The organism is Mesotoga sp. HF07.pep.5.2.highcov, assembly GCF_003666285.1.
In the GTDB taxonomy this organism is placed as follows: Bacteria; Thermotogota; Thermotogae; order Petrotogales; family Kosmotogaceae; genus Mesotoga; species Mesotoga prima.
In genome coordinates this window covers 1-14,195 of the sequence record NZ_JFHJ01000389.1, presented here as the reverse complement: position 1 = coordinate 14,195, position 14,195 = coordinate 1, and the positions used below count along the sequence as shown (strand labels likewise).

At 44.8% G+C, this 14,195-nt stretch carries 23 protein-coding genes; all 23 read right to left on the bottom strand.

Annotated elements, in window-relative coordinates; all coding sequences use genetic code 11:
- Positions 1-359, bottom strand: a 359-nt coding sequence (locus BG32_RS08385; RefSeq protein ID WP_121526671.1) for a 50S ribosomal protein L6, incomplete at its 3' end; no start/stop codon positions are given.
- A gap of 12 nt (positions 360-371) precedes the next feature.
- Positions 372-776 carry a 30S ribosomal protein S8 gene (gene rpsH / locus BG32_RS08380; RefSeq protein WP_006492358.1) on the bottom strand — a complete coding sequence of 135 codons (405 nt, stop codon included), beginning with the start codon at positions 774-776 and terminating at the stop codon, positions 372-374.
- Positions 777-789: 13 nt separating this feature from the next.
- Entirely contained in the window at positions 790-975 is a 186-nt protein-coding gene (locus BG32_RS08375) for a type Z 30S ribosomal protein S14 (RefSeq protein WP_014730470.1), read from the bottom strand.
- Positions 976-987: 12 nt separating this feature from the next.
- Positions 988-1,548 (bottom strand): 50S ribosomal protein L5, encoded by a 561-nt coding sequence (gene rplE / locus BG32_RS08370; RefSeq protein ID WP_006492357.1) that lies wholly within the window; start codon positions 1,546-1,548, stop codon positions 988-990.
- 16 nt (positions 1,549-1,564) lie between these two features.
- Positions 1,565-1,885: a 50S ribosomal protein L24 gene (gene rplX, locus BG32_RS08365; protein ID WP_006492356.1), complete on the bottom strand. Its 321-nt coding sequence runs from the start codon at positions 1,883-1,885 to the stop codon at positions 1,565-1,567.
- A gap of 13 nt (positions 1,886-1,898) precedes the next feature.
- Positions 1,899-2,267, bottom strand: coding sequence for a 50S ribosomal protein L14 (gene rplN, locus BG32_RS08360; protein ID WP_006492355.1), 369 nt, complete (start codon positions 2,265-2,267; stop codon positions 1,899-1,901).
- Complete coding sequence (gene rpsQ / locus BG32_RS08355) at positions 2,264-2,569, bottom strand: 30S ribosomal protein S17 (RefSeq protein WP_006492354.1); 306 nt, start codon at positions 2,567-2,569, stop codon at positions 2,264-2,266. Before rpsQ ends, rplN begins: the two co-directional genes overlap by 4 nt.
- A 6-nt stretch (positions 2,570-2,575) precedes the next feature.
- Positions 2,576-2,776, bottom strand: a complete 201-nt coding sequence (gene rpmC / locus BG32_RS08350; protein ID WP_006492353.1) for a 50S ribosomal protein L29 — start codon at positions 2,774-2,776, stop codon at positions 2,576-2,578.
- Positions 2,776-3,201 carry a 50S ribosomal protein L16 gene (gene rplP, locus BG32_RS08345; RefSeq protein ID WP_006492352.1) on the bottom strand — a complete coding sequence of 142 codons (426 nt, stop codon included), beginning with the start codon at positions 3,199-3,201 and terminating at the stop codon, positions 2,776-2,778. Before rplP ends, rpmC begins: the two co-directional genes overlap by 1 nt.
- Positions 3,202-3,225: 24 nt before the next feature.
- On the bottom strand, positions 3,226-3,855 hold the full coding sequence (gene rpsC, locus BG32_RS08340) for a 30S ribosomal protein S3 (RefSeq protein ID WP_006492351.1): 630 nt from the start codon (positions 3,853-3,855) through the stop codon (positions 3,226-3,228).
- 10 nt (positions 3,856-3,865) lie between these two features.
- On the bottom strand, positions 3,866-4,300 hold the full coding sequence (gene rplV / locus BG32_RS08335; RefSeq protein WP_039882848.1) for a 50S ribosomal protein L22: 435 nt from the start codon (positions 4,298-4,300) through the stop codon (positions 3,866-3,868).
- A 14-nt stretch (positions 4,301-4,314) separates the two neighbouring features.
- On the bottom strand, positions 4,315-4,599 hold the full coding sequence (rpsS, locus tag BG32_RS08330; protein ID WP_039882973.1) for a 30S ribosomal protein S19: 285 nt from the start codon (positions 4,597-4,599) through the stop codon (positions 4,315-4,317).
- Between the two features lie 19 nt (positions 4,600-4,618).
- The gene (gene rplB, locus BG32_RS08325; RefSeq protein WP_121526670.1) at positions 4,619-5,446 is read right to left on the bottom strand and encodes a 50S ribosomal protein L2; all 828 of its coding nucleotides are present in this window, start codon (positions 5,444-5,446) and stop codon (positions 4,619-4,621) included.
- A 16-nt stretch (positions 5,447-5,462) separates the two neighbouring features.
- Positions 5,463-5,762 (bottom strand): 50S ribosomal protein L23, encoded by a 300-nt coding sequence (rplW, locus tag BG32_RS08320; protein WP_006492347.1) that lies wholly within the window; start codon positions 5,760-5,762, stop codon positions 5,463-5,465.
- Positions 5,759-6,442: a 50S ribosomal protein L4 gene (gene rplD, locus BG32_RS08315; protein WP_006492346.1), complete on the bottom strand. Its 684-nt coding sequence runs from the start codon at positions 6,440-6,442 to the stop codon at positions 5,759-5,761. The genes rplW and rplD overlap by 4 nt, the downstream gene beginning before the upstream one ends.
- A gap of 31 nt (positions 6,443-6,473) precedes the next feature.
- Positions 6,474-7,106, bottom strand: coding sequence for a 50S ribosomal protein L3 (rplC, locus tag BG32_RS08310; protein ID WP_014730463.1), 633 nt, complete (start codon positions 7,104-7,106; stop codon positions 6,474-6,476).
- Between the two features lie 22 nt (positions 7,107-7,128).
- Positions 7,129-7,437 (bottom strand): 30S ribosomal protein S10, encoded by a 309-nt coding sequence (gene rpsJ, locus BG32_RS08305; protein WP_006492343.1) that lies wholly within the window; start codon positions 7,435-7,437, stop codon positions 7,129-7,131.
- A gap of 69 nt (positions 7,438-7,506) precedes the next feature.
- The gene (gene tuf, locus BG32_RS08300; RefSeq protein ID WP_006492341.1) at positions 7,507-8,703 is read right to left on the bottom strand and encodes an elongation factor Tu; all 1,197 of its coding nucleotides are present in this window, start codon (positions 8,701-8,703) and stop codon (positions 7,507-7,509) included.
- A 36-nt stretch (positions 8,704-8,739) separates the two neighbouring features.
- On the bottom strand, positions 8,740-10,812 hold the full coding sequence (fusA, locus tag BG32_RS08295) for an elongation factor G (protein WP_121526669.1): 2,073 nt from the start codon (positions 10,810-10,812) through the stop codon (positions 8,740-8,742).
- Between the two features lie 25 nt (positions 10,813-10,837).
- Positions 10,838-11,305 (bottom strand): 30S ribosomal protein S7, encoded by a 468-nt coding sequence (rpsG, locus tag BG32_RS08290; protein WP_006492339.1) that lies wholly within the window; start codon positions 11,303-11,305, stop codon positions 10,838-10,840.
- A gap of 14 nt (positions 11,306-11,319) precedes the next feature.
- Entirely contained in the window at positions 11,320-11,694 is a 375-nt protein-coding gene (gene rpsL, locus BG32_RS08285; protein WP_006492338.1) for a 30S ribosomal protein S12, read from the bottom strand.
- A gap of 109 nt (positions 11,695-11,803) precedes the next feature.
- Positions 11,804-12,745 (bottom strand): hypothetical protein, encoded by a 942-nt coding sequence (locus tag BG32_RS08280; RefSeq protein WP_006492337.1) that lies wholly within the window; start codon positions 12,743-12,745, stop codon positions 11,804-11,806.
- Positions 12,717-14,195 (bottom strand): penicillin-binding transpeptidase domain-containing protein (locus BG32_RS08275; RefSeq protein WP_121526668.1); only part of this gene is annotated, 1,479 nt, incomplete at its 5' end. The genes BG32_RS08280 and BG32_RS08275, both read right to left, overlap by 29 nt.

Genomic DNA, 14,195 nt, shown 5'->3' with positions numbered 1-14,195 from the left:
ACTGGATGTGCATACCCAAGGTTCATTACGAGCTTCTTTCCTTGAAGTTGCGCTCTGTATCCCACTCCAACTATTTCCAGCTCCTTGACGAAGCCTTGAGTAACGCCAACAATCATGTTATTTATGAGCGACCAGAAAGTACCGGCATACTTAGCCAATCTCTTGTAATCACTCTTTCTAATAGCAACTTCTTCGTTTGACTTGACCCATATCTCTTTTTCATCGGCCTCGATCTTAACCAGAGGAAGGAGTTCTTGTCTGAGCTCACCTTTCGGTCCCTTGACAGAGATAACACTTCCTTCAATTTTGCAGGACACACCAGCAGGGATTTTTATCGAATGCTTGAGTAATCTAGACATCTGAATTCCTCCCTACCATACGTAGCAGATGACTTCGCCGCCGACGCCTTGAGAACGGGCCTGCTTGTCTGTCATCACTCCGCTGGATGTACTTACTATTGCAATTCCCATACCTGATTTGACCTTTGGAAGCTTATCCTTGTTAACATATAAGCGCTTACCAGGCTTGGAAATTCTTACGATTCCAGATATGACGTTAACCTTGTGTCTCCGGTCTCCCTTGTATTTCAGAAAGACCTTGAGAACACCCTGTTTGCCATCCTCAATATACTTATAATCATCTATATAGCCTTCAGCCTTCAGAATATCAAGAAGTTTCTTCTTCAGGTTTGAAGCTGGAATATCCACGCTTTCCTTAAAGGCAGCGTTGGCATTTCGTATCCTAGTGAGCATATCGGCTATGGGATCACTCCACATTACAATTCCCTCCTCACCAGCTTGCTTTCTTTACACCGGGGAGTTTTCCCTCGGAAGCCAGCTGTCGAAAGCACACTCTGCAAAGACCGAACTCTCTATATACAGCTCTCGGTCTGCCGCACAGATTGCATCTATTATATTTCCTAACCTTGAACTTGGGTTCGCGTTTCCACTTTTCAACTATAGATTTCTTCGCCATGCACTTACCTCCTTAGACCATGACTCTCTTGAAGGGAAGTCCGAGAAGGGCTAGTAATCTTCTGGCCTCCTCATCGGTCCTGGCCGTAGTAACAACAATTATGTCCATTCCCTGAACTCGCTTGATTTGATCCGGTACTATTTCGGGAAAGACCAATTGTTCGGGAAGCCCCATTGCATAATTCCCTCTCCCGTCAAATGAGTCTGGATCAACACCTCTGAAGTCCCTCAGCTTGGGAAGCACGATATTTATCAGCTTGTAGAGGAAGTTATACATCCTCGGACCACGGAGAGTGACTTTCAAACCAACCGGCATTCCATCACGGAGTTTAAAGTTCGCGATACTCCTCTTAGCCTTAGTAACTACCGGTTTCTGTCCTACAATTGTCATGAGCTCTTTGCCGTGCAGATCGAGAAGGTCGGCGTTTCTTGAACCTTCACCTATTCCCATATTGACTACTATCTTAGAGACTCTGGGAACTTCGAGCCTGTTCTTATAACCAAACTCTTTAGTCATAACCGGAATTACTTCATTTTCATATCTATCTTTCAAAGGGACGTATTCGTATGCCATCAACAACTCCTCCCCATCAAACCTTATCGATTATCTCGCCGCACTTCTTGCAGGACCTTACTTTTTCTCCGTTTTCGAGAATTTTGTGTGCGACTCTCGTAGGCTTATTGCAGTTGGGGCAGACAACCATTACTTTCGAAACGTAAATAGGAGACTCTCTTTCGATTATTCCACCTTCACGATACTGGTTAGTAGGTCTCTGGTGTTTCTTTGTGAAGTTCACTCCCTCAACGATTATCTTTTTTTCCGAGGGGAATGTCTTGAGGACTTTGCCTTTTTTGCCCCTATCCTTTCCAGATATTATCATTACGGTATCTTCCTTCTTCACTCTACTCATAATAGCTCACTCCTCACCAGACTTCCTGGGCTAGAGAAGCAATCTTAGAAAAACCCTTGTCCCTAATCTCTCTAGCAACAGGTCCAAAGACACGTGTTCCTCTGGGCTGGTTCTGCTTGTCGATGATAACCGCTGCGTTGTCATCGAACCTTATGTAAGTGCCGTCTGGCCTTCGAATTTCCTTGGCGGTTCTCACTAGAACGGCTCTTACGATATCTCCTTTCTTGAAATCCGTGTTAGGTGCCACATCTCTTACTGCTGCGACAACTATATCACCTACGGTTCCCGATCTCTTTCTGTATCCGCCAGTTACCTGGATGACTTTGATCATCCTAGCACCTGAATTATCGGCAACCCTCAAATAAGATTCCAGCTGGATCATTTCTCGTCACCTCCGGAATCTTCAACGGCCTCGGGAGTTTCGGGAATTTCTCCAGTGTAGACATCCTTCTTCAAGACCTTAACAAGCTTGAATTTCTTCATCTTGCTTAAAGGTTTACATTCCTCAATCTCAACCGTATCACCCATTCCCGCAAGACCTTCAGGGTCATCTGCGTGATACTTCTTTGTAGTTTTCATAGTCTTCCCGTAGAAGGGATGTATATGTGTTCTTGTAACGCTCACAACTATGGTCTTATCCATCTTGTCACTTACTACAGTTCCTACCAGTGTTTTTCTTGGCATGGCGGACTACCTCCTTATCCCCAGCTCACGACCGCGAAGGATAGTCTTTATCCTAGCTATGTCGCGTTTTACTGAAGTTATCTGGGAATGGTTCTTCAACCTGTTCATTTCTAGCTGGAACCTGAGGTCCATCAGCTTTCTCTTCGAATCTTCAAGCATCTGAGTGAGTTCCTCGTCTGTGAACTTCTGAAGTTCAACGGCCTTCATCAGAGCTCACCTCCTATTTGATACCTCGGTACTATCTTTGTTCTGATAGGTAGTTTTGAAGCAGCTTTTTCAAGGGCCTCTTTTGCAAGTTGATCAGGCACTCCGCCTATTTCGAACATGATCTTCCCGGGCTTAACAACTGCTACCCAGCCTTCAACGTCTCCCTTTCCCTTTCCCATTCTGACTCCAATTCCTTTTGACGTAATGGGCTTGTCGGGGAAGATTCGGATCCAGAGATTACCATTCCTCTTCAATGTTCTTGTGATCGCTATTCTGCAGGACTCTATCTGCTGAGCAGTAATCCAATGTGGTTCGAGGGCCTTTATTCCCCATTCGCCAAAATGAACAATAGTCCCGCCTTTCGCTTTTCCATTCATCTTACCTCTTTGTTGCTTCCTATATTTCACCCTTTTGGGCATTAACATTATGAACTACCTCCCCTCTTGCAATTACACCTGTACGTCGCCTTTGTAAATCCAAACCTTCACTCCGATAATTCCCATCTTCGTGAAGGCAGTGGTGTAACCGTAGTCCAGATCAGCTCTGAGGGTCTGGAGAGGAAGTCTTCCTTCCAGGTACCACTCTGTCCTGGCAATATCGGCACCGTTCAGTCTTCCGGAAACCATTATCTTGATACCTCTAGCTCCCTTTCTCATGGCGGTGAATATTGCTCTTTTCATTGCCCTCTTGTAGGAAGCTCGCTTCTCAATTCTAGATGCAATATCCTCAGCAACAAGGATAGCATCGGTCTCGGGTGTTTTAACTTCTTCAATGTTTAACTGGAACTGTCTTGTTATAAGCTTTTCCAGTCTCTGCCTGAGCAGCTTCACTTCACTGCCCTTCTTTCCAATCATCACACCAGGTCTGGCGCACTTGATTGTAATAACTACTTTGCCGGGCTCAGGTCTTTCAATATAGATGTCCGACACTCCGGCAGCCATGTAGTTCTTCTTCAAAAAGTCCCTGATTTTAAGATCTTCAAGAAGATATTCTTTGTAATTCTTCTCATTAATCCAGCGAGCTTTCCAATCTTTACTGACACCAAGCCTGAATCCATAAGGATGTACCTTCTGACCCACTTATGTCACCTCACTCCTGAGGATTGCTAATCTCTTCGCGGTTTGCTACTACAACGGTTATGTGGCTAAAGCGCTTCTGCTGTATATCTGCTCTGCCTCTTCCTCTGGGCCACAGTCGCTTCATTCTTGGGCCGTCATCTACTACGGCTTTCTCAACATACAGACTGTCCACATTCAATCCAAAGTTGTTTTCTGCATTCGCTACCGCAGAACGCAACACTTTGTATACGAGACGCGAGGCCTTCTTTGGCGAAAATTCTAGTATCTGAAACGCCTCCCCAACCTCTTTGTTTCTTATCGCATTTACCACTGATCTAGCCTTTCTAGGGGAAATTCTAACGAACTTCGCAACCGCCTTCGCCTGAGTTACAGGCGTTGCTGCTTTCTCTTCTTTGCGCTTCCTGTGGAAAACGGAACGCTTGCCTCTCTGCACTGACTGCGTCATATCAGCGTCCCTCCTCATCTAACTTCGCCTTTCTTGCTTTTCTTATCGGCATGCCCACCGAACCTCCTGGTGGGAGAGAACTCACCCAATCTGTGACCGATCATATTCTCCGAAATGTAAACCGGTATGTGCTTCATTCCGTTGTATACTGCGATTGTATGTCCGATCATCTCAGGAAGAATCATGGATGCTCTGCTCCAAGTCTTTATGGGCTTCTTTTCTCCCTTTTCGTTCAGTTCTCTTATCTTTTTCAAGAGACTCGGGTGTACGTACGGGCCTTTCTTCTTAGATCTTGACATCTTCAACTACACCCCCTGATCAATTCTGGTTCCTTCGCTTCACTATGAGGCTATCTGAAGGCTTCTTATTCTTCCTCGTTTTATAACCTCTGGCTGGCTGTCCCCAAGGACTCTGCGGAAGATGGCCCTTTGATCGTCCTTCTCCTCCACCCATCGGGTGATCAACTGGGTTCATAGTCATTCCTCTCACTGAAGGTCTTACGCCAAGCCATCTCTTTCTACCTGCTTTTCCATGTATCTCATTCGAGTGTTCCTCATTCCCAACCATGCCAATAGTGGCCATGCACTTCACAACGACCCTTCTAAGTTCACCTGAAGGCATCCTCAGGAGCGCGTACCTTCCTTCTTTTGCCATCAGCTGGGCATAGGTTCCCGCTGCCCTGGCTATTTGACCACCTTTGCCGGGCAAGAACTCGATGTTGTGAACAATCGTGCCAACGGGAATTCGCTCGAGTGACATCGAATTTCCAACCGAGATTTCCGCCATATCTCCATTCTGAACACTGTCTCCAACTTTAAGCCCTTTTGGAGCCAGCATGTATCGTTTCTCACCATCTACATACTGCAGGAGAGCAATTCTTGCCGTTCTGTTCGGATCATATTCTATGGATATGACTTTTGCGGGGATTCCCATCTTTTCCCTCTTGAAATCGATAATTCTATATCGTCTCTTAGTTCCGCCACCTTGGTGCCTTACAGTTATTCGACCATGATGGTTTCTACCTGCATTCCTCTTTATTGGCTCCAAAAGAGATTTTTCAGGTTCGCTCTTCGTGACTTCTTTGAAGTCCGGAAGAAGCATGAACCGCCTGCTCTTGGTGACGGGATTAAACTTTCTCAATGCCATATCATCTCACCTCACCTTAGTGTTGGCCTTCGAGTTCTTTAATCCTGTACCCAGTTACAAGCGTAACGATTGCCTTTTTCCAGGATCTCGACTTGCCAACAAAGACGCCACGTTTCTTAGGTTTGCCCTTCATGTTCATGATGTTCACCTGTTCTACCTTTACATTGAAAAGCTTTTCAACGGCGTCTTTGACTGTCTGCTTATTGGCATCTCTATGTACTTCAAAAATGTACTTGTTTAGTTCACCAGAAGCAACTGTCTTTTCAGTGATCAGCGGTCTAAGGAGTACATCGCCATAATACTTTTTCTCGATCATCGTCCAAGCACCTCCTCGATCTTGCGAACAAGGTCTGCCGTGATCACAAGCTTTTCATGATTCACAATGTCGTACACATTGAGCCCGTCAATATTTTCTTTACTATTGACGGCTTTGTTTCCAGGATTATCGGCGATAATTACCTTAACCCCATAAATATTCTTTCCTGAAAGTCGTACATTTTGGTATTCGTCCTTTTGCCATGGAAGGACGAAGAGAGTCTTCTGCGTCTTATCGAGTCCAAGGTTATTCAAGACCTCCCTAAGCTGTTTCGTCTTTGGTCTGTCAAACTTGAGATCATCGAGGACAATTAGATTTCCTTCTTTAAGCCTTAGACTTAGGGCAGATCTTAGAGCTACCTTCTTCATTTTCTTGGTCAACTTCATAGACCAGTCTTTTGGCTTCGGTCCGTGGATAACTCCACCATGCCTCCAAAGTGGACTTCTCGTTGAACCAACTCTTGCCCTTCCTGTGTGTTTCTGTGCCCAGGGCTTTCTTCCTCCACCCCTAACTTCTGATCTTGTCTTTGCCGAAGCCAATCCTGCACGTCTACCTGAAAGTTGCATATTAACGTATCTGAACATCAAATCTTCGTTCGGTTCTACATTGAATACGCTCTCGCTCAGTTCAACAGTGCCAACTTTCTGGCCCGCAATATTCACAACGTCGGCTTGAGCCATTGTTGCGTCCTCCTTCCAAACATTTTCGGGGCTATCTGTTTGCGCTCTTAATTACTAAGAGGCCGCCCCTCGCTCCTGGAACTGCGCCATATATGGCTAAAAGTCCGTTTTCTGCATCGACTTTTACTACGGTTAGATTCTTCACTGTCTTCTTCTCGTTACCGTATTGACCGGGCATTTTCTTACCCTTCCAAATCTTCGCCGGCTCAGTGTGATTACCTACTGAACCTAGTTCTCTGTGAAATTTCGAACCGTGTGAAGCTTCTCCGCCCCTGAAGTTCCATCTCTTCATAGCGCCCGAAAAACCTCTGCCCTTCGAAAAACCAGTTACATCTACTTTTTCGCCTTCAGAAAAGACACGAGCTTCTATGATATCACCAACATTGAAATCATTGATGTTACCAACTTTGAACTCTTTGAGAATTCTATGAGGCTTAACCTTAGCAGCCTCGAACTTCTTTACCAAAGGCTTTGTGAGTACTTTTTTCGCTCTTTCAGGCGTAAGCTCTTCGAATCCAACTTGAATGGCGTCATATTCGCCACCATCACTTGTCTTTTTTTGTACAACAGTACATGGACCGGCTTTCACTACGGTAACTCCGAAGGCTTTCCCGTCTTTGTATATAGTTGTCATACCGAGTTTTCTACCCAATATACCTTTCATCTATCACACCTCCGAAGTCTCTTTACAGTTTAATCTCCACATCTACACCTGCGGGGAGGTCAACTTTCATAAGAGAATCTATTGTCTTAGGGGTTGGGTCTAGTATTTCGATAAGTCTCTTATGAACGAGTTTCTCAAACTGCTCTCTTGCATCCTTAAACTTATGGGGAGAAGTCAGAACAGTGTAGAGCGTCCTCTCCGTTGGCAATGGCACCGGACCTGATACTTTGGCATTGGTGAGCTTTACAGCTTCAACGATCTTCTTGGCCGACAAGTCAAGTAGTTTGTGATCGTAAGCTTTCAAGCGAATCCTGATTTTTTGCTTGGCCATGCCTAAATGTTCCCTCCTTCTGTTAACAGGGAAGGGAGATTTTCTCCCTTCTCCTGGAAAGACCTATTATCATTCAATTATGGAACTGACGACTCCGGCGCCCACTGTTCTTCCACCTTCACGGATTGCAAACCTCATACCCTTTTCAATTGCGACGGGGTAAATGAGCTGAATTGTCATTTCTACATTGTCACCAGGAATAACCATTTCGACGCCCTCAGGAAGATCTGCAATTTCTCCAGTTACATCGGCGGTCTTAATGAAGAACTGGGGCCTGTACCCCTTTGTGAAGGGTGAGTGGCGTCCTCCTTCTTCCTTTTTAAGAACGTAGACGTTTGCCGTGAATTTCTTGTGAGGTGTTATAGAACCCGGTTTGGCAAGAACTTGGCCTCTCTTGACTTCTTCCTTTGCAACGCCTCTTAGAAGAGCTCCAATGTTGTCGCCGGCCTGTCCTTCATCAAGGAGTTTCCTGAACATTTCTACTCCAGTACACACTGTTTTCTTCGTTTCGTAAGACAGTCCGATAATCTCTACTTCATCCCCAACATGGACCGCTCCACGCTCGATTCTTCCTGTAACAACAGTACCTCTACCCGTTATTGTGAAGATGTCCTCTATGGGCATCAGGAAAGGTTTGTCAGTCTCCCGTACTGGTTCAGGGAAGTAGTCGTCGCATGCTTTCAACAGTTCGTAAATGCTCTCTGTCCATTCATTTGGACTTTCCGCTTCAAGGGCCTTTAAGGCTGAACCCTTAATTACAGGGAGTTCATCACCCGGGAACTCGTAGGAGGAGAGAAGCTCTCTTACTTCTTCCTCGACAAGCTCTACCAGCTCTTCGTCATCTACTGCATCCACCTTGTTTATATACACAACCATTGCGGGAACATTGACCTGTCTAGCAAGCAAGACGTGTTCCCTAGTCTGAGGCATGACACCGTCGGTTGCGGCGACAACGAGAATTGCTCCATCCATCTGTGCAGCTCCAGTTATCATGTTCTTGATATAGTCAGCGTGTCCAGGGCAGTCGATGTGCGCGTAATGTCTCTTCTCCGTCTGGTACTCGATGTGAGATACGTTGATTGTAATTCCTCTTGCTTTTTCTTCCGGCGCCTTGTCAATTGAGTCAAACGGGGAAAAATCTGCAAGACCTTTGAATGCAAGACTCTTTGTGATTGCCGCAGTAAGGGTTGTCTTACCGTGGTCAATGTGTCCAATCGTACCGATGTTAAGATGGGGTTTAGAACGTTCGAATTTTTCCTTAGCCATGGTTTCCCTCCTCCAAAAACTAATTTGGGATCTTCATTATTTTCCTAGAATCTTTTCTGCAATTCTCTCCGGAACTTCCGAATAATGAGAGAACTGAATGACGTGGATTGCTCTTCCTTGAGACAGAGATCTGCAAACAGTAGCGTAACCAAACAATTCTGATAGGGGAACGTGAGCTTTGATAATTTTAAGACCTGCTCTAGTTTCAAAGCCCTCAATCTTTGCTCTCCTAGAATTGAGATCGGCAATCAGATCTCCCATGTATTCTTCAGGAGTATTTATCTCTACTGCCATAATTGGTTCCAATAGAGCCGGGCTCGCCTTTCTCGCAGCCTCTTTGAAGGCCATAGATCCGGCTATGCTAAATGCAATCTCCGAAGAGTCTACTTCGTGGTATGAACCGTCGAGCAAGGAGACCTTCACATTAACCATAGGATAACCGGCGAGATAGCCGGAATCCATAGCTTCTCTTACTCCGCGTTCAATTGGCTTGATAAATTCCCTTGGTATGGTTCCTCCTACAGTTTTATCTTCAAACACGAAATTGGCGCTCTTGTCAGTAATGGGTTCTACACTCAGTATAACGTGTCCATACTGACCCTTTCCACCAGTCTGCCTAACATATTTCGACTCACCTATTGCTTTAGACCTTATTGTCTCACGATAGGCTACCTGAGGATTCCCCACTCTTAAGCCAACATTGAATTCCCTTTTTATTCGCTCTACAATTACCTCTAAATGGAGCTCTCCCATGCCGGAGAGAATCGTTTCACCAGTCTCAGCATCAACATAGCTTTTAAGCGAAGGGTCTTCTTCAACTAGAGCAACAAGAGCCTTTGTAAGCTTCGAAGCATCGTCTTCTGTCTGCGGTTCTATCGCAATCGAAATCACGGGCTCAGGAAATTCGATTTTTTCGAGAACAATCTTTTCCTCAGAAAGTGCGATAGTCTCACCAGTCATAGTATTCTTAAGGCCTACCACTGCGACAATGTCTCCGGCCCTTATATAATCAACTTCTTCCCTTTTGTCGGCATGCATGAAAAGAAGTCTGGAAATTCTTTCTTTTAAGTTCTTGTTCGTGTTTATGACGTAGGCTCCCTTTTCAAGTGAACCAGAATAAACTCTGAGAAATGTGAGTTTGCCTACAAAAGGATCGATCATTATCTTAAAGGCCATCGCAACAAACGGCCCATTCTCATCCGGATATACTTCAATTTTCCTCTCGCTATCGATGATCTCGCCAACCACCGGAGGCAAGTCTTTCGGAGACGGCAGATAGTCTACTATTGCGTCAAGAAGTGGCTGAATTCCCTTGTTCCTGAATGCCGAACCACAAAGCACAGGGGTAATTTGTCCCAAAAGCGTTGCCTTTCTGATTGCCGCTTTCAGTCTATCTACTGGAAGTTCTTCACCCTCAATATACAGATCCATGAGTTCTTCATCGAACTCAGCAACATGCGTAATCAGATCCTCTCGAGCCTCTTCCACCTGGGCTTGCAAAAATTCGGGAATATTTGAATAAGTGAATTCCGTTCCCTCTTGATTGGTCCATCGCAAGGCTTTCATCTGCACTAAATCGATAATGCCTTCGAAACCAGATTCCGATCCAATTGGAAGCTGTATTGCAACCGGATTTGCCTTAAGCTTTGTAACCATTGTGCCTATGGCACCTAAAAAATCAGCTCCGATCTTGTCCATCTTGTTCATGAAGGCTATTCTAGGAACATGATACTTATCAGCTTGCCTCCAAACAGTCTCCGACTGTGGTTCGACACCTGCTTGAGCATCGAATACCGCTACGGCCCCATCAAGTACCCGTAAGGATCTTTCAACTTCAACAGTAAAGTCAACGTGCCCGGGCGTATCAATAATATTTATGCGATGATCCTTCCAAAACGCTGTGGTAGCTGCAGAAGTGATAGTGATGCCCCTCTCCTTCTCTTGGTCCATCCAGTCCATTGTAGCCGTTCCTTCATCAACACTTCCGAGTTTGTAATTTTTCCCGGTATAGAAAAGTATGCGTTCGGTCGTGGTTGTTTTCCCCGCATCTATATGGGCCATTATTCCTATGTTTCGGGTCTTTTCGAGAGTTGTAGCTCTTTCTTTCACTATCTTTCCTCCTGCTGAATCAACTTCACCATCTGAAATGGGCGTATGCTTTCCCGGCCTCCGCCATTTTGTGAACATCTTCTCTTTTCTTTACGGCGTTTCCCTGACCATTGTAAGCATCTACTAATTCTAATGCAAGCTTTTCCTTTAAGGGCTTGCCAGATTTTGCTCTTGCAGAGGTGACAATCCACCTTATTGCGAGTGCCACTGCCCTTCTTTCCGGAACCTCAAAAGGTATCTGGTACGTTGCACCTCCAACCCTCCTTGGCCTAACTTCAAGAAGAGGTTTTACATTACTCAGAGCCTTCTTGAAAGCTTCCATTGGTGGCTGCTTCGTTCTGTCGGATAAAACCTCCAGAGCTCCATAAACCGTAGCCTCTGCCTTGCTTTTCTTCCCGCCTATCATTATCTTATTGATCAATCTCGTTACTACTGCATCGTTGTAAATTGGGTCGAGCGGAACTTCTCTTTTCTCAGACTGACGTCTTCTCATCTAGAACTGCCTCCTCATTTCTTTGGCCTCTTTGCACCATAACGACTTCTCGACTGCTTCCTGTTTGCCACTCCTTCAGCATCCAATGTGCCTCTGACGATCTTGTATCTTACACCAGGAAGGTCCTTTACTCTGCCTCCTCTAACGAGAACCACCGAATGCTCCTGAAGATTGTGACCCTCGCCAGGAATATAGGCAGTAACTTCTGTCCCATTTGAGAGACGTACCCTTGCAATCTTTCTCAAAGCTGAGTTCGGTTTCTTGGGTGTCATTGTGGAGACCCTTACACAAACGCCACGCTTCTGAGGATTGTTTTCTAGAGCTGGCGAAGCAGATTTTTGCTTCAACTGTTTTCTTCCGTGCCTTATCAATTGATTTATTGTGGGCATCTGGTTTCGATTCGCCTCCTTCTAAGCATTTTGCCGAAAGCAATTGTACAATGCAACGATGGCACTGTCAATTGAAGCATTCTAAACGGGATGTTTCAGGTGGAAATTGTTACTCAAGAGTTACCTGAAGTTTTGAAGACTCTTCATGTAGTTTGAAGAGAGCGATTTCGCTATCGATTTTCCCATTTTTGATTGACTCATCAATTTCCTGAAGAAGATCTATCAGGCTTTTGAGACTTTCAGCTGAGTACAGCCTGGTAAGATCATTTCTTTGTTCTTTAGTACTGGAAAAACTGTATCCAACAAGCCTGGCAATTCGAGAAGTACCAATGCTAGTAGTATTTGAGAGTTTTCTTATCTCTGACCAAGAAATATTCATCTTACCTTTTTTAATATCAATTATCGTTCCCAAATCAATTATGATATTCAACAGAACCGACGCAAAATATGCGAATGGGATCATGCATTTCCTCGAAGAGCTTAGAAAGTCCTCTTTGTGATTAAGAAAATCAAACGCCAGTGATTCGACTTCGACTTCCTTGTCAAAATCAATTAGTCTTTCAACCGTGAGCTGGTCTATTTCATTCGAAAAAACGGAAAGCTTTTCAAGCTCTCGAAGTATTCTGTATTCTCTTCTTCCAACTTTTCTGAAAAGCGATTCGGCCGCAGCTCTAGAAATCTTCATTCCTGCACGTTCGCTTATCGTGATGATGTGGTCATTCCATTTCTCTTCTTCCCAGGGCTTTGGAAGATCAAAAAACTTTTTCTCACTCTTTACTTTCGGACTCACTTTTCCATCTAGGAAGACATCGATTTCGTCTTGAAAGAGAGGAAGTAGTTTCTCTATCTGAGTTTTCTCTTCCTTTTTCCAGCTATCAAATCCGGAAAGCCTAACTGACTTTCTTCCGAACATTCCCGAAGTCGAAACAACCATTCTGAATCTGTTTACTTTGTCGGGCATGTCTTCACTAATTGTTAGACACCCCTCTGCTCTTTCAAGAATGAAGAAATCTTTCAGTACCTCACTGTCCCCCAACATCTCGTATATCATAGTTCAGCTCCCCTAACCAAACTTCTAACTGATCTCCAAGGGGCCTTCCTGCCTCTGGAATTTGACTCACCACGCTGCCCGAGCCATGTATTATAATATTGTCTAAACCATAGATCGCGGCGATCTCTTTCAAATCTAGCAGTGAATAACCGCTCAGGTCAGGTGCTTTCCAACTGTAAACGCCCTCATATACTTCCTTTTCAACTCCAATACCGTAGATGTTCCTTACAACTGAAGCAAACATTGGAGCTGCGACAAAACCTCCATAGTATGCCCCCGCTTTTGGAGTATCTATCATTATATATAATGTATACGTTGGATCTTCCACTGGAAAGAAACCATAGAACAATGAATAGTAGCTTTCTTCATTGTAGCCACCCGGACCCGCTTTTTGAGCAGTCCCTGTTTTTCCCGCTATTCTTACTCCGTCGACTTTGGCCATTGTGCCAGTGCCCTCAATGACTACTCCCTCAAGAATGGGAATCATTGTAGAAACAAGCTTCGGTGAAAACAAATCACCTTCAACCTTCTTCGGTATGTTGATCAGGCCTTCTTCATTTCGTATGGCACTGACAAAGGTGGGAGTAATAAACTGCCCACCAGCTGGGAAGACATTCAATGCCTTAACCATCTGGAAGATGTTTACTCCTAAGCCCTGTCCGATTGGAAATTGATAAGGAGATATCAGGGACCAATCTTTCGCCTCGGGAAGAATTCCCGGTGTCTCGCCGGGAAGGTCAACCCCCGACAATTTCCCAAATCCAATTCTCGTTAATTGCCTATACATTTCTTCTTTTCCGAGAGTATTCAAAATTCTACCGCCAACTTGTACCGTGGCCACGTTACACGAGTTAATAATCGCTTCTCTAAAGGTCTGAAGGCCGTGGCGTTCGCCTTCGGTATCGCGGATTATTATGTCAAGTCCAGGTACGGGTTGAATACTTCCATCACAATTGAATGTCATTGTTTCCGTTATCGATCCGCTTTGTAATGCAAGCGAGTAGATAAGAGGTTTAATGGTGGAACCGGGCTCAAATATCCCCATTAAACCAACGTCCCAGTCATAGGTACCGGCATAAGCAAGAATCTTTCCAGTCTTGCTCTCTACAAGAAGAGCCAATCCACCGTCGGCCATATTCTTTTCCACAGTCTCTAGCAGTTCGTCATAGACCATTTTCTGTATATCTATGTCAATTGAGAGATAGATGTCACTGCCATTTGTTGGTTCTTCTCTTCTCGAACTTGTCAGAGTTCTCCTAATCAATCCATCTCTTTTCCCAGAAAGCTCTTCGTCATAATACAGCTCTATTCCATTTAGGGGGATTCCCCCTCCATCTAGCTTTCCGATAATTCTTTCCAAACCATATTCGCTGAAACTAAGTCTTTCTCTCTGCATTTCAAGCGATATATATCTCTTTGTGATCGGTGTGATCCTTCGTTGCATTTCATC